This window comes from Paraburkholderia sp. SIMBA_054, from assembly GCF_046534875.1.
Classification (GTDB): Bacteria; Pseudomonadota; Gammaproteobacteria; order Burkholderiales; family Burkholderiaceae; genus Paraburkholderia; species Paraburkholderia hospita.
In genome coordinates this window covers 66,996-88,103 of the sequence record NZ_JAWRXV010000025.1, presented here as the reverse complement: position 1 = coordinate 88,103, position 21,108 = coordinate 66,996, and the positions used below count along the sequence as shown (strand labels likewise).

The 21,108-nt window shown below is 64.5% G+C and carries 20 protein-coding genes; 11 read left to right on the top strand and 9 right to left on the bottom strand.

What is annotated here, in order from left to right; translation table 11 throughout:
• Window positions 1–158 precede the first annotated feature (158 nt).
• Window positions 159–596 (top strand): PGDYG domain-containing protein, encoded by a 438-nt coding sequence (locus tag SB822_RS28110; protein ID WP_035537702.1) that lies wholly within the window; start codon window positions 159–161, stop codon window positions 594–596.
• Window positions 597–619: 23 nt separating this feature from the next.
• On the opposite strand, the gene SB822_RS28105 is transcribed toward SB822_RS28110, so the two are convergent.
• The 8 genes from SB822_RS28105 to SB822_RS28070 all read right to left on the bottom strand — a co-directional run bounded on the left by SB822_RS28105 (window position 620) and on the right by SB822_RS28070 (window position 8,195).
• Window positions 620–985, bottom strand: a complete 366-nt coding sequence (locus SB822_RS28105; RefSeq protein WP_007588341.1) for a DUF3022 domain-containing protein — start codon at window positions 983–985, stop codon at window positions 620–622.
• Window positions 986–1,038: 53 nt separating this feature from the next.
• On the bottom strand, window positions 1,039–1,854 hold the full coding sequence (locus SB822_RS28100) for a YhfC family intramembrane metalloprotease (RefSeq protein ID WP_007734066.1): 816 nt from the start codon (window positions 1,852–1,854) through the stop codon (window positions 1,039–1,041).
• Between the two features lie 100 nt (window positions 1,855–1,954).
• Complete coding sequence (locus tag SB822_RS28095; protein ID WP_079485172.1) at window positions 1,955–3,013, bottom strand: LacI family DNA-binding transcriptional regulator; 1,059 nt, start codon at window positions 3,011–3,013, stop codon at window positions 1,955–1,957.
• On the bottom strand, window positions 3,010–3,978 hold the full coding sequence (locus SB822_RS28090) for a 2-hydroxyacid dehydrogenase (protein WP_090836034.1): 969 nt from the start codon (window positions 3,976–3,978) through the stop codon (window positions 3,010–3,012). The genes SB822_RS28095 and SB822_RS28090 overlap by 4 nt, the downstream gene beginning before the upstream one ends.
• Window positions 3,979–3,982: 4 nt before the next feature.
• Complete coding sequence (locus SB822_RS28085) at window positions 3,983–5,263, bottom strand: MFS transporter (protein WP_007588335.1); 1,281 nt, start codon at window positions 5,261–5,263, stop codon at window positions 3,983–3,985.
• Between the two features lie 122 nt (window positions 5,264–5,385).
• The gene (locus SB822_RS28080) at window positions 5,386–6,348 is read right to left on the bottom strand and encodes a sugar kinase (RefSeq protein WP_007588334.1); all 963 of its coding nucleotides are present in this window, start codon (window positions 6,346–6,348) and stop codon (window positions 5,386–5,388) included.
• Window positions 6,349–6,385: 37 nt separating this feature from the next.
• The gene (locus tag SB822_RS28075; protein ID WP_090836033.1) at window positions 6,386–7,150 is read right to left on the bottom strand and encodes a xylose isomerase; all 765 of its coding nucleotides are present in this window, start codon (window positions 7,148–7,150) and stop codon (window positions 6,386–6,388) included.
• Between the two features lie 130 nt (window positions 7,151–7,280).
• Window positions 7,281–8,195: a LysR family transcriptional regulator gene (locus SB822_RS28070; RefSeq protein ID WP_079499736.1), complete on the bottom strand. Its 915-nt coding sequence runs from the start codon at window positions 8,193–8,195 to the stop codon at window positions 7,281–7,283.
• A gap of 120 nt (window positions 8,196–8,315) precedes the next feature.
• Here SB822_RS28070 and SB822_RS28065 point away from each other — a divergent pair, with 120 nt between their 5' ends.
• The 8 genes from SB822_RS28065 (at window position 8,316) to SB822_RS28030 (ending at window position 15,981) form a co-directional block, all read left to right on the top strand.
• Window positions 8,316–9,395 (top strand): YeiH family protein, encoded by a 1,080-nt coding sequence (locus SB822_RS28065; RefSeq protein ID WP_007734081.1) that lies wholly within the window; start codon window positions 8,316–8,318, stop codon window positions 9,393–9,395.
• Window positions 9,396–9,597: 202 nt separating this feature from the next.
• On the top strand, window positions 9,598–10,335 hold the full coding sequence (locus SB822_RS28060; RefSeq protein WP_007734083.1) for a glutathione S-transferase: 738 nt from the start codon (window positions 9,598–9,600) through the stop codon (window positions 10,333–10,335).
• A gap of 152 nt (window positions 10,336–10,487) precedes the next feature.
• Window positions 10,488–12,218 (top strand): ClcB-like voltage-gated chloride channel protein, encoded by a 1,731-nt coding sequence (locus SB822_RS28055; RefSeq protein ID WP_090836032.1) that lies wholly within the window; start codon window positions 10,488–10,490, stop codon window positions 12,216–12,218.
• A 176-nt stretch (window positions 12,219–12,394) separates the two neighbouring features.
• Window positions 12,395–13,732 carry a C45 family autoproteolytic acyltransferase/hydolase gene (locus SB822_RS28050; protein WP_007588326.1) on the top strand — a complete coding sequence of 446 codons (1,338 nt, stop codon included), beginning with the start codon at window positions 12,395–12,397 and terminating at the stop codon, window positions 13,730–13,732.
• Between the two features lie 348 nt (window positions 13,733–14,080).
• Window positions 14,081–14,332 carry a hypothetical protein gene (locus tag SB822_RS28045; RefSeq protein WP_007588325.1) on the top strand — a complete coding sequence of 84 codons (252 nt, stop codon included), beginning with the start codon at window positions 14,081–14,083 and terminating at the stop codon, window positions 14,330–14,332.
• An 82-nt stretch (window positions 14,333–14,414) separates the two neighbouring features.
• Window positions 14,415–14,645: a DUF2795 domain-containing protein gene (locus SB822_RS28040; RefSeq protein ID WP_007588322.1), complete on the top strand. Its 231-nt coding sequence runs from the start codon at window positions 14,415–14,417 to the stop codon at window positions 14,643–14,645.
• A gap of 10 nt (window positions 14,646–14,655) precedes the next feature.
• Complete coding sequence (locus SB822_RS28035) at window positions 14,656–15,519, top strand: AraC family transcriptional regulator (RefSeq protein ID WP_090836031.1); 864 nt, start codon at window positions 14,656–14,658, stop codon at window positions 15,517–15,519.
• 90 nt (window positions 15,520–15,609) lie between these two features.
• A complete protein-coding gene (locus SB822_RS28030) occupies window positions 15,610–15,981 on the top strand; it encodes a cupin domain-containing protein (RefSeq protein WP_007734091.1) in 372 nt (123 codons plus the stop codon).
• 11 nt (window positions 15,982–15,992) lie between these two features.
• On the opposite strand, the gene SB822_RS28025 is transcribed toward SB822_RS28030, so the two are convergent.
• The gene (locus SB822_RS28025) at window positions 15,993–16,613 is read right to left on the bottom strand and encodes a TetR/AcrR family transcriptional regulator (protein WP_007588318.1); all 621 of its coding nucleotides are present in this window, start codon (window positions 16,611–16,613) and stop codon (window positions 15,993–15,995) included.
• Window positions 16,614–16,860: 247 nt separating this feature from the next.
• Here SB822_RS28025 and SB822_RS28020 point away from each other — a divergent pair, with 247 nt between their 5' ends.
• Together SB822_RS28020 and SB822_RS28015 are read left to right on the top strand one after the other, a co-directional pair.
• Complete coding sequence (locus SB822_RS28020; protein WP_051495304.1) at window positions 16,861–17,988, top strand: efflux RND transporter periplasmic adaptor subunit; 1,128 nt, start codon at window positions 16,861–16,863, stop codon at window positions 17,986–17,988.
• Window positions 17,985–21,107: an efflux RND transporter permease subunit gene (locus SB822_RS28015; protein WP_090836029.1), complete on the top strand. Its 3,123-nt coding sequence runs from the start codon at window positions 17,985–17,987 to the stop codon at window positions 21,105–21,107. Before SB822_RS28020 ends, SB822_RS28015 begins: the two co-directional genes overlap by 4 nt.
• Window position 21,108 lies beyond the last annotated feature (1 nt).

Sequence of the window (21,108 nt, the reverse complement as noted above, 5' to 3'; positions counted from 1 at the left end):
GCAGGCGTTTTTTTATTAGGCGTCGCGAGAATCTGGCATCATGCGCGCCTGCGCCGCGTTTGCGATGCTGTTTGGATGTCGCACCGATGCCCGCTTATTGGGCTCTTATTGGGCTCCGTTACGCGGCCCTGTCAATCTCTGCGTTATTTCGCCTCATCATGATCGAACTCAAGAACATCGACCTGCTCACCGACCCGACCGCGCAACGCGTCGTCAAGGACGAAACCGTCGCCGTGCAATTCGCCGCGGACGACGGCGAACTGATGAGCCTCGAAGGACCAAACCGCTACACGCGCGGCGACGCGCTGATCACGGGCTCGACGGGCGACCGCTGGGTCGTGTCGCGCGAACGCTTCGACGCGAAGTACCTGCCCGCCGACGCCGCGCTCGCACACGGCGAACCAGGCGCGTACCGCAATCGCCCCGCCGTCGTGCTCGCGAAGCGGATGGACGAGGCGTTCTCGCTCGCGCGCTCGGCGCAAGGCGGCGACGTCCTCAAGGGCACGGCGGGCGACTGGATCATGCAATACGCGCCCGGCGACTATGGCGTCGTGCAGGCTGCGCGCTTCGCCAAGGTCTACCGGCTCGCCGACTGAGCCTGACGTTCCCGGCTTGCGGCTCACGCGAACTCGTCGCCGAGTTCGACGGTCACTTCGCGCGGTATGGTCTTGCCTTCCGCGTACTCTTCTTCGAGCGACCCCAGCGTCGCTTCCACATAGGCGCGCAGTATGGCGAAGCTGCGGCCCCGCACGCGCGGCGGCATCGCGCGATAACGCGCGAGCGCTGCGGGTGCGATGGCAACCGTCAGCTCCATGCGCTTCGCCGTCGAGCCGAAACGCATCGCGACCCAATGCACGACGATCTGCGGCACGCCGTTCTCGCCGGCACGCTCGATGAACTGCGTCTGCTCGGGAAAGAGATCGCTGATCACGCGCGCGAGTTCTTCGATCTCCGGGTTCGCGCATTCGAACTGATAGGCTTCCATGTCGATTGGCCTCTGGCCTTTTACTCTGTTGATCTGTTGATCTGCGTTGATGATCAGGCTGCGCGCGGTGCACGCCTATGCGATCGGATCAGCGCGGCGGCCACTGCGATCGCCGCGACTGCATAGATTGCATCGACGGTCACGAGCGACAGCAGCCCCGCCTGCGACATCGCAGCCGGCACATCGATCAACGCATGCGCGACGATCGCGACGGGCAGTATGGCACGCCAGCCGGCACGCACGCCGCGCCACATCAGCACCGACAGCCCGATCTGGAACACCAGCGCCGCCACGCGTTCGAGCACGAACACGCCCGCCATCGCCGGCGACAGGCTCGCTAGCAGCAGATGGATACGCATCAGCGGTCCTGCCGGCATGTTGCTGAGATAGGTATCGAGTTGTCCGCGATTTTCGAGCACGCCGAACGCGATCCATTGCGCCTGCACGATCACGCCGATGAGCCATGCTTCCGCGCCGCCGTGGCCGAGACCGTAGGCAAGCGCGGTGCCGTCGTTCGCCGCGTCGTGCGTCGCACCGCCAGTCTTGCGCCGCGCGAGCCAACGCATCGCAATGAAGCGACCCACTTCCTCGCAGATGCCTGCGGCCAGCGCGCCATAGACGACGAACGCGAGCGGGTCGGACAGCCATTCGCTCGTCGCCGCATTTTCGCGCAACAGATAATCGTTGAGCGCGCGCTCGATCACCATCGCGGACAGCGCGAACACGGCGATGCCCGCGATCGCGTCGCGCCGGTTCAACGCGAACGGCGCGCGCCAGCGGCGGTACAGATAGATGGGAAGCAGCGCGACGAAGATCGTCGCGACGGCGAGCACGGCAAGCGTGATGGGAGAAACGGGCAAGTCGGACATGGGCTTGGGGACGGGCGCACTGCGCGCGCAAAGAGCGGAACTCGCCGCGCATTGTAAGCGCGATGCCCGAATGCCGGAGAATTGGCGCGTGTAGCTTCGATCAGCGCGCCGTCGACGCGCGCTCGATCAATTCGCCCGGCAGCAGACAATCGCGCGCGGTGGTCTGCTCGCCGTCGATGCGCTGATGTAGAAACTCGACGGCCCGATAGCCGATATCGTAGGTCGGCTGGCGAATCGTCGTGATGCCGGCAAGCTCGGCCCATTCGGGATCGTCGATAGACAGCAGTGCGACGCGCTTCTGCCAGTTCGGACCATGCCGCTGGTTCAGATGCCGCGCAAGCGCCAGCGCGACCGGCCCATTCGCCGCAAACAGCGCGACGCCCGCCCGCGCATGGTCTTCATGCGCGGCAACCGCCGCATCCAGTTCGGCATCGAGCGCGCTCAAGGTCTGCTCGAGTTCGTCGGCGTCGCCGAGTTCGAGCACGACAGTGCGACCGCTCACCTGCGGATACTGTTCGAGTGCCTGGTGAAACGCCGCTTCGCGCTGACGCCGCGAGCTGATGTGCTCGAACGGTTGCACGACAAACCACAGCCGGTCGAAACCGCGTTCGACGAGATGCCGCGTCGCGAGCGCCGTCGCGCCCTGGTTGTCGAGGCCGACCATGTCGGTCACAAGCCCGTCGACGGAACGGTCTACCAGCACAGCCGGAATCCCGCCGTCGCCGACGGGCCGCAGCGTCTCTTCGCTGACGCCCAGTGCATTGACGATCACGCCTTCCACGCGATACGTGGTCAGCAGTTGCAGAAAACGCCGCTCCATGTCGACTTCGTTCGCCGCGTGACAGATCAGCGGCATATAACCGAGCGCGTGGCACGCGGCCTCGACGCCCTGCAGCACTTCGACGGAATACGGGTTCGTCAGGTCCGCGACCAGCATGCCGATCAGGCGATTGCGTCCGCGCTTGAGGCCGCGCGCCATCTGGTTAGGCTGATAGTCGAGCCGTTCGATGGCGGCTTCGATGCGCGCGCGCAGTTGCGGCGACAGCACGCTCAGCTCGCCGTTCAGATAGCGCGAGATGCTCGTCTTGCCCGTGCCTGCCTCGCGGGCGACGTCGCTGATCGTTGCACGGCGCGGCGCGCCTGACGGCGGTGTGTTCATTGAGGGAGCACGTCGCGGTTGACGATATTGATCTTCAGCGTGCCGTCGAGCGCGCTGACCAGATTCTCCGCCGCGCAGCGCGCCATCGCGTGGCGCGTCTCGTGCGTCGCCGAGCCGATGTGCGGCAACGCGACCACGTTCTTCATTGTCAGCAGCGGCGAGTTGGGATCGACGGGTTCCGTGTCGAACACGTCGAGGCCCGCGCCGTGGATCGTGCCCGTCTGCAAGGCTTCGATCAGCGCATTTTCGTCGACTGTCTGGCCGCGCGATGCGTTGATCAGGATCGCGCTGCGCTTCATCTTGCGCAGTTCGTTCGCGCCGATCATGTGATGCGTTTCCGGCGTCAAGGGAACTTGCAGGCACACGAAGTCGGACGTCGCGAGCAGTTCGTCCAGTTCGACGCGGCGCGCGCCGTAGCGCTGTTCGGCTTCGGCGTTCGCGCTGCGGTTCGTGTACAGCACCTTCATGTTGAAGCCGAGCGCCGCCCGCCGCGCCACCGCGCCGCCAATCCGTCCAAGACCGACGATGCCGAGCGTCTTGCCCTGCACGTCGACGCCGTACAACTCGGGCCCGATGCTCGCCTTCCACTCGCCCGCTTTCACCCAGTCGGCCAGTTCGACGACGCGCCGCGCGCTCGCAAGGATCAGCGAGAACACCGTGTCCGCCGTCGATTCCGTCAGCACGTCCGGCGTGTGCGCGAGCACGATGCCGCGCTTCGTCAGGTCGGGGACGTCGAAGTTGTCGTAGCCGACCGAGATCGTCGACAGCGCCTTGAGCTTCGCGGCGCCGTCGAGCATCGACGACGTGATCTTCACGCTCGCGCCGATCGCGCCGTCGGCGTCCTTCAGCGCGGCGACGAACGCGTCGTGCTGCGCGGCGTCCGCCTGCACGACCTCGGCATGCTGCTGGAGATACGAGAGCACATCATCCGGCAGCGGCTTGTACGCGACGATCTTTCGCTTCATCGAATTACTTTCCTTGCAACGGGGTAGCGAGGTTTGGAGTCTGCATCGGCTGCGGCTTGACGGCAAGCGTCAGTATCACGGCACCGATCAGCGCGACGCTCATGAACGCATACGACGCCGAGGGCGAGCCCGTCGCGCCGTTCAGGTAGCCGACCACATATGAGCCGACGAACGAGCCGAGCGCGCCCATGCTGTTGATCAGCGCCATCGCGCCGCCCGCGACGTTCTTCGGCAGCAGTTCGGGGACGATCGCGAAGAACGGCCCGTACGGCGCGTACATCGCGGCGCCCGCGATCACCAGCAGCGCATACGACATCCAGAAGTGCGTCGAGCCGAGCGCATAGGAACCCGCGAAGGCCGCCGCGCCGATCAGCAAGAAAGGCCACACGAATGCGCGCCGGTTGTTGAGTTTATCCGACGCCCACGACGCCGCGAGCATCGCGATCGTCGCGGCCAGATACGGCAGCGCCGACAGCCAGCCCGTTTCGACCATGCCGAGCGACGAGCTGTTCTTCAGAATGGACGGCAGCCACAACACGAAGCCGTATACGCCGATGCTCCAGCAGAAGTACTGCGCGCACAGCTTGATGACGGCGGGCGAGCGGAACGCCTCGCCGTAGTTGCGCATCGGCTTGATCGCGGCCTGCTCGGCGCGCAGCGTGTCGGCGAGCTGTTTCTTGTCCGCCTCCGACAGCCACGTCACCTGCTCGGGCTTGTCTTTCACGATGAACCACCAGCAGACGGCCCAGACGATCGCCGGAACACCTTCCGCGATGAACATATGACGCCAGCCGAACGAATGCACCAGATAGCCCGACACGACCGACATCCACAGCACCGTCACCGGGTTGCCGAGAATCAGGAACGTGTTGGCGCGCGAACGCTCGCGCTTGGTGAACCAGTTGCTGATGAAGATCAGCATCGCGGGCATCACGGCCGCCTCGACGACGCCGAGCACGAAGCGGATCACCATCAGCGACGGAATGTTGCTGACGACGCCCGTCAGCGCCGCGCAGCCGCCCCACAGAACCAGGCTCCAGAACACGAGCTTCTTGACGCTCTTGCGTTCCGCGTAGATCGCGCCGGGAATCTGGAAGAAGAAGTAACCGAGAAAGAACAGCGCGCCGATCAGCGACGACAGTCCCTTGCTGATACCCAGATCCTGATTGATGCCGGCGGCGGCGGCGAAGCCGTAGTTCGCGCGGTCGAGATAAGCGAGGCTGTAGGTGATGAAGACGATCGGCATGATCGTCCACCAACGTCGAATCGCGAGTGATGAGGACATGAATGTCTCCTGTGTCTTGCTGAGGCGGTCGGTTGACGTGCTGTTGAGCCGCGTGTTGCTCGTCGGAGCGTTTGCGCGGCTGGGCATCTTGTTGTCGTGTCGTGCTGCTGAGTGGTGAAACGTCAAGCGGCGAGCGGGTCGGCGCTTTCGAGGGCATCGAGTTCGGGGCGCGTCGGCAGGCCTTCCGAATCGCCGATCACCTGGATCGCGAGCGCGCCGATGCGATTGCCGCGCGCCACCGCCTGCGGCAGCGTGCGGCCTTCGAGCAATGCGCTCACCACGCCGACGGCGAAGCCATCGCCCGCGCCGACGGTATCGACTACATTCTCGACGCGCTGCGCTTCGACGACGCCCGAACCGGTCGCTGTCCGGTAATACGCGCCTTGCGCGCCGAGCTTGACGACGACGCCCTTCGCGCCGCGGTCGAGGTAAAACTGCGCAATATCTTCTGCTTTCGTATAGCCCGTCAGAATCTCGCCTTCGCCAATGCCGGGCAGCACCCAGTCGGCGAACGTCGCGAGTTCGTTCAGCGCAGCCGCCATTGCTTCACGCGACGGCCACAACGTCGGACGCAGGTTCGGGTCGAACGAAATCGTCTTGCCCGCCTGGCGCATTTCGCGCGCCAGATGGAACGCCAGCTCGCGCGAACTCGCCGAAATCGCGGGCGCGACGCCCGTCAGATGCAGATGGCGCGCGGGCAGCACGTAATCTGCAACGTAGTCGTCGAGCGACAGGTGGCTTGCAGCCGAACCCTTGCGGAAATATTCGACGGCGGGATCGCTGCCGTCGTCGTTCTTCGACTTCAGCTGGAAGCCCGTCGGATAACGTGTGTCGGTCGTCACGCAGCTCCCGTCGATGCCTTCCTTAGTGAGCGTGTCGCGCACGTACTGGCCGAACGAATCGTCGCCGACGCGGCTCAGGTAGCCCACCTTGAAGCCGAGCCGCGACAGGCCGATCGCCACATTGAGATCGGCGCCCGCGATGCGCTTGGTGAACTGGCCGACGCCCGCGAGCGCGCCCGTTTCGGCTGCGACGAACATCGCCATCGCTTCGCCGTAGGTAATGACATCGAGTGTCGGATGCATGGCTTCTCCTGATGATTCGCTTGGCGTTCGCGCCGTCTTACATGGACGCGAGCTGCGCGACGTGGTGCGACGCGTCCTCGGCGATGCGCGCCGCGTCGAACGGAAATTCGATGCCGCGCGGCACATTGCGCGGCAGGAGCGGCAGCACGGCCGCGAAAATACGATCGTCGGCGGCGGGCGCCACGGCAAAACGGCGCGCGCCTTCGCCCGCGACCCCCTTGCAGTGGATGTACTCGACGTGATCCGCGAGCTTGTGCGCGGCCTCGACGGGATCGACGCCCGGCCATTGCCAGTTGCCGATATCGAAGGTCATGCCGATTAGCTTGTGGTGGCCTTCTTTCGCGAGCGCGTTGAACAGACCATCGAACTGCGCGAGCGAGCCGCCGCGCTCCAGTTGCCCGTTTTCGACCACGAGCCGCGCCGCGACGCCCTTCGTGCACGTGGCGATCGCGTCGCCATGCGCGCGTCCCGCGAAACCACCCAGTTGCAGCTTGACGAAGCGCGCGCCGAGCGCCGTCGCTTCGATCAGCGCCTGGCGCAGCGCGGCTTCGTCGAGCGCGCCGTCGTGTGCGTAAAGTTCGGCGGGCGTCGAGTACACCGACCACAGGCCTTTCACCGCAATCGCCTTGCCGAGCGCCGACAGCGCCTCCGCCGACGCTTCCGCCTCCAGCGCAAACAGCTCGCGGCGCACTTCGAAACCGGCCGCGCCGGCTTGCGCCGCCGTCTTCAGCCACGCGTGATGACCATCCTTGCGGATCGCATCGGCCCCAAACGCACTCGCGACGATAACTACTTCCGGCATGCCGTCCACCTTGCTTTATTGCTCAAAACGACCTTTGGAATCGGTTCCAAAGATGGGTATCAAAAAAGCGCCTTAGCGCTAGCTGCGAATACTGCCGCGCGTCGGCGCCTCACGCCATAGTGGTTATCCCCTAACGGCCGGACGCCCCCGTCGCGGGCCGCGCATCGCCGTTCAGGCACAGTTCCAGGAAGCGTCCGACGAGGCGCGACGGCGCACTCGCATGCGGCACGAGGATCGAAAACCGCCGCGTGAGCGGCTCGGGACCGAGCGGCAGGCGGCACAGCGTCTCGTTCTCGTGGCGCATCGACATCGCCGACACGAAGCCGACGCCCATCCCGGCGCGAACGGCCTCCTTCACGCCCTCGACGCCTGCGATTGCCAGCGCAACGCGCATCGGCAAGCCTGCGCGCGCGAACGCTCGTTCGATCAGTTGCCGTACGCCCGAGCCTTCCTCGCGCAGCACGAGCGCGTGCTCGCTCAGCCCGGCGAGCGTGACGGCCGGCACGCCCTCCACAGCGAGCGGATGCGAGCGCGGCATGATCGCGACGATCTCGTCCTCGTGCCAGGGATGCACAGCGGTATCCGGCGGCAGATCGCCGCCGACCTGCCCTTCGACCAACGCGATATCGAACGACGCCAGCGCGCCGACGATATCCGCCGTATTGCCGTCGTCCGTGTGCACAGTCACGTCGGGATGGCGGCGCTGGAAGGCGGCGATCAGATACGGCAGCAGATAGCTAGCGGGCGTGGTGCTCGCGCCGATACGCAGCGTGCCCTGCTCCATGCCGCGCAGCGCGTCGCGATACGCGTATGCCTGGCGGAAGGTGTCGCGCAGCCGCGCCGCGTAGCTGGCCAGTTGCTCGCCCGCGGGCGTGAGGCGCACGCCGCGGCCGTCGCGTAAATAGAGTGGCTCGCCGAACTCGTCCTGCAATTGCCGCAACTGGCCGGACACGGCGGGCTGCGACAGATGCAGTGCGAGCGCGGCGCGGCTGATGTTGCGGTGCTCGGCGACGGCGGCGAATGTTATAAGCTGATCCGGGGTCATGGCGACAAAGTATCAGATTAGCCGATATATTTCATCCCAAATCACGATTTCTCATATCGATATATCTAAATTAGGATAAGGCCATCGAATCAACCAACCTTTCCAAACAGGTTGAAGCCCATGTCCACTGCTCACACCGCTCACACCCATGCCGTTCCCGCCCCGTCATCGACGCGCGGCCAGATCAACGGCATTCTGTTCGTCGCCCTGTTCGCCGCCGCCGTTACCCGCATCGCCGCCATTCCGTCAATTGCCAATCTGGGCATCAGCCCGCTGATCGTCGGCATCGTCGGCGGGATGATCTACGGCAACGCGCTCAAGGATGGCATGCCCGAGAGCTGGGCCGCTGGCGTCAATTTCTCGGCCCGCAAGCTGCTGCGCATCGCCGTCGCGTTCTTCGGGCTGCGTGTGAGCATTCAGGAAATCGCCCAAGTCGGCTTGCCGGGTCTCGCCGAATCGCTGCTGATCGTGGTCAGCACGCTCGTGATCGGCACCTGGGCGGGCATGAAGCTGATGAAGCTCGACCGCGACAGCGCGTTGCTCACGGCAGCGGGCAGCGCGATCTGTGGTGCCGCCGCCGTGCTCGCGTTCGAATCCACCTTGCAATCGAAGCCGCACAAGAGCGCGATGGCCGTTGGCAGCGTGGTGCTGTTCGGCACGCTGTCGATGTTCCTCTACCCCGCGCTGCTGCGCGCCGGCATCCTCCATCTCGACACGACGGGCGTGGGCCTGTTCTTCGGCGGCACGATTCACGAAGTCGCGCAGGTGGTGGGCGCTGCCAGCAACGTGAGCCCGGAAGCGACGCATATCGCCACCATCGTCAAGATGACCCGCGTGATGCTGCTCGTGCCCGTGCTGCTGATCGTCGGCATGTGGGTGAACCGTTCGGCCCGCAGCGCCGCTTCGAAAGATGGCACTCAAGCGCCTCGCAAGCTCGCCGTGCCCTGGTTCGCACTTGGCTTCCTCGCCTGTGTCGCCGTGAACTCGCTGCATATCCTGCCTGAAGCCGCGACCAGCACGGTCAACATGCTCGACACCTTCGCACTGACGATGGCCATGACCGCGCTTGGCATCGAAACACGCCTCTCGCAGATCCGCGACGCCGGTCCCCGTGCGCTGACGACGGGCCTGATCCTGTACGTGTGGCTCTTCGCAGGCGGTCTCGGTATCACGTGGCTCGTCCAGCATCTGCTCGGCTAAGCCGGCAACTCTCTCGAACAAGCCCCGCCGCGTGCGGGGCTTTTGTGCTTTTCGGGCTGTATCGCCACGATCGCGCCGGCGCGCTTTTTTGCATGGTGACGGGCACACCAACTGCCAGCATCGCGCGGCATACTTCTAGCTCCCTTCCGTGTGCAAACGTGGCGCGACACCGCACCGCCGACAATCGAATGAGAACCGACCGATGACTTATCAGCTCTATTACTGGGATGGATTGCAGGGCCGTGGCGAATTCGTGCGGCTCGCGCTCGAGGAAGCGCGCGCGGACTACGTCGAGGTAGCGCGCGGCGATGAACAGGACGGGCTCGGCACGGGCGCGATGATCGACGTGATGGACAGCCGGTCGGAAGCGTGCCTGCCGTACGCGCCGCCCTTCCTGCAGGACGGCGACCTGATCATTTCGCAGACGGCGAACATCCTGTTCTACCTCGGGCCGAAGCTGAATCTCGCGCCGAAGGTCGAGAGCCTGCGCTACGTCGCGAACGGCCTGCAGCTGACCATCGCCGACATGGTCACGGAAGCGCACGATACGCACCACCCACTCGCGTCGGGCATGTACTACGAGGAGCAGAAAGAGGCTGCCAAAATCCGCTCGACGGATTTCATCGACAATCGGATTCCGAAGTTCATGGGCTATTTCGAGCGCGTGCTGAAGCAGAACCCCGCCGGCGACAAACACATGGTCGGCGACACGCTGACGTATGTCGATCTGTCGATGTTCCAGCTGATCGACGGGTTGCATTACGCCTTTCCACGCGCGATGAAGCATTTCGGCGAGCGTCATCCGCGGCTTGCCAGGCTGCATGACGCGGTGCTCAAGCGCCCGAATATCGCCGCCTATCTCGACTCGGAACGGCGTCTGCCGTACAACGAAACCTGCGTTTTCCGGCACTACCCTGAACTCGACAAGGACGTGCGCTGAGATGAACTGACATCGTTCTTTCGCCACGTAGCGGCGCGCATGCCAGATATCGCCGGGTAACGCGCCCCTCTTCAACCTGTCGTCGCGCAATGCCGATAACATGCGAAGGCTTGCGCGCCACCCCATACCAACCCTAAACGCCCGCTCCTGCCGTGCTTTCATTCCTGCTGAGACTGCGTACCCGCGCCGCCCATCTCTTCCGTCTGTCCGACGCGCACACGATGCTGGTGTGGTCGGTGATCGTCGGCATCGTGGGCGCCCTTGCGACGATTGCCTTCCGCGAAGGCATCTCGCTGATGCAGCGCGCTTTCACCGGACAGGACGGCAGTCTCGTCGAAATGGCAAAGCGCCTGCCCATTGCGATGCGTATCGCGTTGCCCGCGCTGGGCGGGCTGGCCGCGGGCGTGCTGCTGGTCATCGCGCAGCGCGGCGCCGACAAGAAACAGCATACGGATTACATGGAAGCCGTCGTGATCGGCGATGGCGTCGTGCCCGTGCGCCTCAGCCTGTGGCGCAGCGCGTCGTCGCTGTTCACGATTTCGAGCGGCGGCTCGATTGGCCGCGAAGGCCCGATGGTGCAGCTCGCTGCGCTGTGTGCATCGCTGATCGGGCGCATCGTGCATTTCGACCCGCCGCGTCTTAAGCTGCTGGTCGCGTGCGGCGCGGCGGCGGGCATCACGTCCGCGTACAGCGCGCCGATCGCGGGCGCGTTTTTCGTCACCGAACTGGTGCTCGGCTCGATCGCGATGGAAAGTTTCGGGCCCGTCGTGGTGGCGTCGGTGGTCTCGAACATCCTGATGCGCGAGTTCGCCGGTTACAAGCCGCCTTACGAGATGCCCGTGTTCCCGCCCGTCGCGGGACTCGAAGTGCTGCTGTTCGTCGCGCTCGGCCTGCTGTGCGGCGCGGCGGCGCCGCAGTTCCTGCGCCTGATGGATACCACCAAGGCCGGCTTCCGACGCCTGCCGATCCCCCTCCCTGTGCGGCTTGCGCTCGGCGGCCTGATCGTCGGCATTCTGTCCGTGTGGACGCCCGAGGTCTGGGGTAACGGCTACAGCGTCGTCAACTCGATCCTGCATTCACCCTGGACCTGGTCCGCGCTCGTCGTCGTGCTCGTGTTCAAGCTGATTGCGACGGCGGCGACGGTCGGCTCGGGCGCCGTGGGCGGCATCTTCACGCCGACGCTCTTCTTCGGCGCGGTGCTCGGTTCGCTGTTCGGGCTCGGCATGAACACGCTGTGGCCGCACGCGACGTCCGCGCCGTTCGCCTACGCGATGGTCGGCATGGGCGCGTTTCTCGCGGGCGCGACCCAGGCGCCGCTGATGGCGATCCTGATGATCTTCGAAATGACGTTGAGCTATCAGGTCGTACTGCCGCTGATGGTGTCGTGCGTGGTCGCGTACTTCGCGGCGCGCGCGATCGGCAAGACGTCGATGTACGAGGTCACGTTGCACCGCAATCGCGAGGAACAGGAGCGCATGCGGTTGCGCGCGACGCAGATGCGCGAGCTGATCCGCCCGCCGCAAACCGTCGTGCAACCGAATGCGACCGTGCAGGATATGACGCGCGTGTTCCTCGAATACCCCGTCAAGTATCTGTACGTGACGGACGACAGCGGCTGCTTTCTCGGCGTGGTCGCGCTGAAGGACATCACGTCCGATCTGCTCGACAAGCGCGACACGTCGGCGAAAACGGCGGCCGATTATCTGCAGCCGCATTTCGACGTGCTCACGCCCGACATGCCGATCGGCGTCGCGCTGCAGCACTTCATGGCGTTCCAGGGCGAACGGCTGCCAGTCGTCGAAAGCGCCGCGCGGCCGACGCTCGCAGGCGTGGTCTACAAGACTTCACTGCTCGATGCGTACTTCCGGATGAACCCGCGTTAACCGTCACCCTTCACCGATACCTCATCGATACTTACTGCGGCCCCAGTTCGGCCCATGGTAAAGCGCGTCAAGTTCCCTACAATGGATTGACCATGAACGAGCCGCAAGCCGCATCCCGCGATGTACGGCGCTGAGCAACGCCGGCGGCGATGCCCGCTCTGCGAGCGGGAGCGAAGATGAGCAAACCGTCCATCGATGCCGTGCGCCGCGACCATGCGGGCTGGATCTTCGTGCATATCGAAGGCGAGCCGTACGAGCGCGGCGAGCAGCACGGCACGTTGCTTGCCACCGAAATCCAGAACGCGATCCACACCGCCCGCTATCTCGCGAAATGGGACACGGGCGAGGAATTCGACACGTTCGTCAATGCCGCCGTCGAGCAGTTCGCACCACGCATCGACAGCGAATCCGCCGACGAAATCCAGGGCATCGCCGATGGCGCGAAACTCACGTTCGCCGAAGTGCTCGCGTGGAACGGTTACATGGATTTGCTGCAAAGCTGGTGGCCGCAGCACGCCGCGCAGCAGAAGCCGCAACTCGGCCTGAAGCCGTGGCGCGGCCGGCGCGGGCATCACTGTAGTGCGTTCATCGCGACGGGCAGCGCGACGCGCGACGGCCGCATCGTGATGGCGCACAACTCGTGGGACCGCTACGCCACGGGCGACGCGTTCAACGTCGTGTTCGACATCGTGCCCGCAGCGGGCAACCGGATTCTGATGCAGGGACTGCCTGGCTGCATTTCGAGCCTGACGGATTTCTGGGTCACGTCGGCGGGCCTGATGGTGACGGAGACCACGATTTCGAATTTTGCCGGTTACAACGCGTCAGGCGCGCCTGAGTTCTACCGCTCACGGCACGCGACGCAGTACGCGAACAGTATCGGCGAATGGTGCGAGATGTTCGCGCTCGCGAACAACGGCGGCTACGCGAATAGCTGGCTGCTCGGCGACGCGAAAACGGGCGAGATCGCGCGCTATGAACTTGGCCTGCACTACTCCGGCTTCGAAAGCACGAAGAACGGTTTCTACAGCGGCTACAACACGGCCACTGATCTGAAAATCCGCAATCAGGAATGCACGGGCGAAGGCGAGGATTACACCGACGTGCGCAGGAACGGTGCGCGGCGGCTGCGCTTCATGCAACTGGAAGAGACGCATCGCGGCAGCATCGATGTCGAGCTGGCGAAGCAGATGATCGCCGACCATCACGACGTCTATCTCGATCGCCCGGACAATCCGTGCTCGCGGACCATATGCGGACATCTGGAACTGGACGACCAGCGCTTCGGCAGTTCCGATCACGGTCCGTTCAATCCGTGGGGCGCGAACGACGGCAAGGTAGTCGACAGCGACATGGCGCGCGACATGGCATTTTTCGCGCGCTGGGGTCATCCATGCGGGCGGCCATTCGACGCGCAGGCGTTCATGAAGCGCCATCCGCAGTGGAACTGGCTGAACGGCTACATGCGCGACCGGCCTTCGTGGCCGTGGACGCGCTTCGACGTGCTGCGCTGAAGGCTCGCTCGCGGCGCGGCGGGACGCTCACGAACGTCCTGGCTCGTGCCGGGTTAACGCCACCCGCTTTCTACATACGGGATGCGCGGCGCATCGCGCGGATCCGCCCCGCCGCTGGCTCGGGCGCGTCCACCCGACACGAAACTGCCTCAAACCTCCATCAACGCAAGCCGATTTCCGTCCTTCGCTGCGCCTCACCAGCGCTTGTAAAAATAACTGGCGTAATATGAGGGGACGCGCGGTGCTCGCAGACGGCGACCGCGTGGGGCGGGCGCCAGTACGCTGTTATCGGAATGGCATACCGCTTGCATGCAGTTCCTGCGCTGCCAGGCATAAGGAGGTCGAGCGATGAAAACCTCGACGCTGTTGATCATGGTGACGTTGTCGGCTTCGTGTTTCGCCGCGCCGGTGCATACGGCGACGGACGGCACGATCGACACGGCCGCCGCCCGCGCCAACGCTGCCCCCGTCGCGCCCGCCGCGCCGGACGTCGCGGCCCAGACCGATATCCGGCCCGAGCGATGGGAGCACATCGCACTGCCGAAGTCGCGGCATCTGGACCGAGGCTTCGTGGCACAGGACGAACATCTGCAGACATGACGGCGCGAGATACGTCGACCTCGATTCGATGGGCGGATCGTCCCGCTCGCGCCAACTACTTTCAGAACAATGGAGCGCGAGCATGACGGGATCGGCTATTCCGGGTGAATCGATTGACCTGCAGATCGCAGATATCCTGAGCGGCGTCACCTACCCGCTAAACAAGGACGCGCTCGTCGACGCCGCGCGTGAAGCCGGCGCAAGCAACGAGGTGCTGTCGATGCTCGACGGCCTGCCCGAGCAGGATTACGCGGATATCGATTCCGTGACGAAGCTGATCGGCAGCAATTTCGGGCCGGGCCTTGGCATCTGACGGCGAACCTATGCAGGACCTTGGCTCGACCGCCGTGCCGGCAACCCAAACGCCTTCAGACACTGCGCAGCGCAACCACGACTGGATCCGGCGCGCGCCCGCGCAGGACGGCGTCGAGCGCATCGAAGCATTTTTCCAGCACAACGGCTACGCGCTGCACCGGCACGATACTTACGCGATCGGTTGCACACTCGCGGGCGTGCAGAGCTTTCATTACCGGCGCAGCGTGCGCAACAGCCTGCCCGGCGGCACGATGGTGCTGCACCCCGACGAAACGCACGACGGTCAGGCCGGCACCGACGAAGGCTTCCGCTACCGGATGATTTATGTCGAGCCCGCGCTGTTCCAGGCGGCGCTGGGCGGCAAGCCGCTGCCGTTCATCGAAGGCGGACTGTCGGACGATCCGCGTCTTGCTGCCGCGACGCAGGCGCTGCTGCAAGGCATCGACCGTGCAATGGATCCGCTCGAACAGGACGACGCGCTCTTCGATCTCGCGCATGCGCTCGACGCCGTGTCGGGCGCGCGGCCACTGCGCGCTTCCGCTGATTTCCGCGCGGCGCAACTGGCGCGCGATTACCTGCATGCCGCGCTCGAACGCCCCGTTACACTCGACGAACTGGCCGCCGCAAGCGGCCGTGACCGCTGGAGCCTGTCGCGCGATTTCCGCGCGTTCTTCGGCACGAGCCCGCATCGCTATCTGACGATGCGGCGTCTCGACGCCGCGCGTCAATCGATGCTGGACGGCATGGCGCTCGTCGATGCCGCCGCTGCCGCGGGCTTTGCGGATCAGAGCCATATGACGCGGCACTTCGTGTCCGCGTATGGCGTGACGCCGTCGCGCTGGTTACGGATGATCAACGCGCAAACCCGCTGAGGACAGTGAGCGTTTGCACGAACGTTCAAGACGCGTGCATGGTCGCGTCACTACACTCGATGGCATCGACTTTCAACACAAGGAAACGCGATGTCCTCCACCTATCTCCCCATCAATTTGGCCAGCAAGCTGAGCCTGATTAACGATCAGTGGCAAGCCCGCGTGGTCGCCGAGATGAACGACTACCAGTTCAAGCTCGTGAAGATCGAAGGCGATTTCATCTGGCACGATCATGCCGATACGGACGAAACGTTTATCGTGCTCGAAGGCGAGCTGCGCATCGACTTTCGCGACGGCGCGGTGCAGCTTTCATCGGGAGACATGTTCGTCGTGCCGAAGGGCAAGGAGCACAAGCCCTACGCAGAGAAAGAAGTGAAACTGCTGTTGATCGAGCCGCGCGGTGTGAAGAACACGGGCAGCGAAACCAGCGAGCGCACGGCCGCCAACGACGTCTGGATCTGAGCGGGCGCGCCCTACTCCATCGTCCTGCCGAACACGACGCGCGCGAAGAAATTGCCGAGCACTTCTTCCGCGCGCTCGCCCGAAAAACGTTGCGGATCGACGGTAAAGAAAAACTGCATGCCGTCGCACAAACCCATCAGACCCAGCGCCAGCGTCTCGGCCGGCAACGGCAGCGGCGTGCCGACGCGCACCGAAAACTCCGTGATGTACGCCGTCAGTTGCTCGAGCTTCTCATGCATGAACGCATTGAAGCGCACACGGAATCGCACATCGCGCGCAGCCAGCAGCTTCGCCTCCACCCATAGCAGAAAGCACTTGTTCTCGCTCGGCATGCGGCTGTAGTAGCGCAGCACGCTCGCTTCCATATCTTCGCGCGTCGCGTTCTCTTCGAAGATGTTCTGCAGATCCGCCTGCATCGACTCGTGATCGCGGCGCAACAACTCCAGGAACAGTTCGGGCTTGCTGCGGAAGTTCGAATAGAACGCGCCGCGCGTGTAACCCGCCGCGTCCGCGATGTCTTCGACGCTCGCCGCGACGAACCCCTTCTTCATGAAAATGGCCTGTGCAGCATCGAGCAGACGCAGGCGCGTCTGGTCTTTGCTCTGTTCGCGTGTGAGTCGTTTGCGTTTCATATTTAACAGTCTAGCATCGTTCCCCGACACGATTCAGTTTTGCATTCAGATACAGGTATGTATTAGAATGCAATTCACCATCTGAAGCAATGAGCCGCGTTGCGACGCGAAACGAAACGCTCGCGGCCCGCTTCGCTGCACGCCGTCGGTAGCCTCTGGCTTGCCGTATCCGTTTGCATTTAAGCCTGGGGGCATCGTGAATCGTTCCCGTCGTGGCGCGCAAGCCATCGCGCGCAAGCAGTCCCGTCTGTCCGCCTCTGCTCCGTTGTTTCGCCGTGCCTCGCTCGGCGTGCTCGTCCTCGCGGGCGCGCTGACACTCGCTGCGTGTCACAACAAGGAAGCCGCTGCGCCCGCACCGCGGCCTGTCGTCGCCGTCGCCGTGCATGCCGACGGCCAGCCGCTCGCGGCGTCGCTGCCGGGTGAAGTGCAGGCGCGCTATTCGACGCCGCTGTCGTTCCGTATTGCGGGCAAGATCATCGAGCGTCGCGTGCGGCTGGGTGACGTCGTGCAGAACGGCCAGGTCGTCGCGCGGCTCGATCCCGCCGACGCGCAGAAGAACGCCGCCAGCGCCGCCGCGCAACTCGACGCCGCGCAGCACCGGCTCGTCTATGCGAAGCAGCAGCTCGACCGGGACCGTGCGCAGGCACGCGAGAACCTGATCGCGCAGACGCAGCTGGAGCAGACGGAAGACGCGTATGCGTCGGCCGCCGCGCAACGCGATCAGGCGCAGCAACAGGCCGCGCTCGCCAAAGACCAGCTTCAATACGCAACACTCGCCGCCGATCACGCGGGCGTCATCACGGCCGAACAGGCGGACACGGGGCAGAACGTGTCGTCGGGACAGGCCGTCTACAACCTCGCGTGGTCGGGCGATGTAGACGTGGTCTGCGACGTGCCCGAAGGCGCGCTCGCGTCGCTGCGCGTCGGCCAGATGGCAACCGTCAAGCTCGGCGCGCTGCCCGGCCGCACATTCAATGCGCGCGTGCGCGAACTGTCGCCCGCCGCTGATCCGCAAAGCCGCACCTATCGCGCAAAGCTCACGCTCGACCAACCCGGTCCTGACGTGCGCCTCGGCATGACGGCCGATATCGACTTCACGCACGACAACGCCGCTGCGCACGCAAACCTTTACACGTTGCCCGCCACGGCGCTCTTTCATGACGGCACGCAGCCCGCAGTCTGGATCGTGAAGAGCGGTAGCGATCAGCTCGAACTGCGCCGCGTGCAGGTAGCGCATTACGCCGAACGGACCATCGCGATCTCGCAAGGTTTGAACGAAGGCGAGCGTGTCGTATGGCAAGGCGTGCACACGGTGACCGCGGGCGAGAAAGTCCGCGTCGTGCCGCCGTTGCATCCCGAGGATTTCGCGTCATGAGCGCAGTACACGACGAAGAAGGACGCTTCAACCTGTCCGCGTGGGCACTGCGTCATCAGGCGCTGGTCGTTTTTCTGATCACGCTGGCGACAGCATTTGGCATCCTCGCCTATACGAAGCTCGCGCAATCCGAAGATCCGCCGTTCACGTTTCGCGTGATGGTGATCCGCACATTCTGGCCGGGCGCGACCGCGCGCCAGGTGCAGGAAGAGGTCACCGACCGCATCGGCCGCAAGCTGCAGGAAACGCCCGCCATCGATTTTCTGCGCAGCTATTCGCGCCCCGGCGAATCGCTGATCTTCTTCACGATGAAGGACTCGGCACCCGTCAAGGACGTGCCGGAAACCTGGTATCAGGTGCGCAAGAAGGTCGGCGATATCGCGCAGACGCTGCCGCAAGGTATTCAAGGGCCGTTCTTCAACGACGAGTTCGGCGATGTCTACACGAACATCTACACGCTCGAAGGCGACGGCTTTTCTTCAGCGCAGTTGCACGACTACGCCGACGAATTGCGCACGGTGCTGTTGCGCGTGCCGGGTGTCGGCAAGGTCGACTATTTCGGCGATCCCGACCAGCATATCTATGTCGAGATCACGAACACGCAGTTGACCCGTCTCGGCATCTCGCCCAATCAACTCGCACAGGCGATCAACTCGCAGAACAGCGTCTCGCCGTCCGGCACGCTGACGACCTACGACGACCGCGTGTTCGTGCGTCCCACGGGACAATTCAAAGACCTGAACGCGCTCGCCGACACGCTGATCCGCATCAACGGCCGCTCGTTCCGGCTCGGCGATATCGCGACCATCAAACGCGGTTACGACGATCCGCCCGTCACGCAGATGCGTTTCCAGGGCAAGCCCGTGCTCGGCATCGGTGTGACGATGCAACCGGGCGGCGACGTGATCCAGCTCGGCAAGTCGCTCGACGAGAGGATGAAGGACTTGCAGGCGCATCTGCCCGCGGGGCTGAAGCTCGTCGAAGTATCGAGCATGCCGCACGCCGTCGCGCATTCCGTCGACGACTTCCTCGAAGCCGTTGCCGAAGCGGTGGCGATCGTGCTGGTCGTGAGTCTCGTGTCGCTGGGCGTGCGCACGGGGATGGTGGTGGTGATCTCGATTCCCGTCGTGCTCGCCGTCACGGCGCTGTGCATGTACCTGTTCGATATCGGGCTGCACAAGGTGTCACTGGGCACGCTGGTGCTCGCGCTCGGCCTGCTCGTCGACGACGCCATCATCGCCGTCGAAATGATGGCCGTGAAGCTCGAACAGGGCTGGAACCGCACGCGCGCCGCGGCCTACGCCTATACGAGCACCGCGTTTCCGATGCTGACGGGGACGCTCGTCACCGTGGCGGGCTTTCTGCCTATCGCGCTCGCCAAATCGAGCACGGGCGAATACACGCGCTCGATTTTCGAAGTGTCGGCGATCGCCCTGATCGCGTCGTGGCTCGCTGCCGTCGTGCTGATTCCGATGCTCGGCTATCACCTGCTGCCCGAGCGCAAACGGCAGGCACACGAACCCGAGGATCACGAGCACGACATCTATGAAACGCGTTTCTATCGACGTTTGACGGGCTGGATCACGTGGTGCATCGAACGACGTTTCGTCGTGCTCGCGATCACCGTGATTCTGTTCGTCGTGTCGCTCGCGGGCTTCTCGCTCGTGCCGCAGCAGTTCTTCCCGAGCTCCGACCGGTCCGAACTGCTCGTCGATGTGCGGTTGCCCGAAGGCGCCTCGTTCCAGGCGACCTTGCGCCAGGCGCAGCGCATCGAAAAAGCCCTTGAAGGCCGGCCCGAAATCGATCATTCGGTGAACTTCGTTGGTTCGGGCGCGCCGCGTTTCTATCTGCCGCTCGACCAGCAATTGCAGCAGCCGAACTTCGCGCAATTCGTGATCACCGCGAAGTCCGTCGAAGATCGCGAGAAGCTCGCGCGCTGGCTCGAGCCGAAACTGCGCAACGATTTCCCCGCGATCCGCACGCGCCTGTCGCGGCTCGAAAACGGCCCGCCCGTCGGTTATCCCGTGCAGTTCCGCGTGAGCGGCGACGACATCGCGACGGTGCGCTCGATCGCCGAACGCGTGGCCGCGACGATGCGCGCGAACCCGGGCACGGCGAACGTGCAGTTCGACTGGGACGAACCCGCCGAGCGCTCGGTGCGCTTCGAGGTCGATCAGAAGAAGGCGCGCGAACTGGGCGTGACATCGGCGGACGTATCGAGCTTTCTGGCGATGACGCTGTCGGGCTACACGGTCACGCAGTACCGCGAGCGCGACAAACTGATCAGCGTCGATCTGCGCGCGCCGAAGAACGAGCGCGTCGACCCGTCGCAACTGCTGACGCTCGCGATGCCGACGCCCAACGGCTCAGTGCCGCTCGGCGCGCTCGGGCGCATGCGCGACGACCTCGAATATGGCGTGATCTGGGAACGCGACCGGCAACCGACGATCACCGTGCAGTCCGACGTGCGCGGCAACGCGCAAGGCATCGACGTCACGCATGCCGTCGACAAACAGCTTGCGCAGATTCGTTCGGCGCTGCCTGTGGGTTACCGGATCGAAATCGGCGGCTCGGTCGAGGAAAGCGCGAAGGGACAGACGTCGATCAATGCGCAGATGCCGATCATGATCATTGCCGTGCTGGTGTTGCTGATGATCCAGTTGCAAAGCTTCGCGCGCGTGCTGATGGTCGTGTTGACGGCCCCACTCGGCCTGATCGGCGTGGTCGCGACGCTGCTGCTGTTCGGCAAGCCGTTCGGCTTCGTCGCGATGCTCGGCGTGATCGCGATGTTCGGCATCATCATGCGCAACTCGGTGATTCTCGTCGATCAGATCGAGCAGGACATCGCGCAGGGGCACAAGCGCTTTGATGCGATCGTCGGCGCGACGGTGCGGCGCTTCCGCCCGATTGCGCTGACAGCGGCAGCCGCCGTGCTCGCCCTGATTCCGCTGTTGCGCTCGAACTTCTTCGGCCCGATGGCGACGGCGCTGATGGGCGGCATCACGAGCGCGACGGTGCTCACGCTGTTCTATCTGCCCGCGCTGTACGCCGCGTGGTTCCGCGTGCGCGGTGACGAGCGCGATCCGCGCCCCGCGCCGTCCGATCATTCGGGGAACTGAC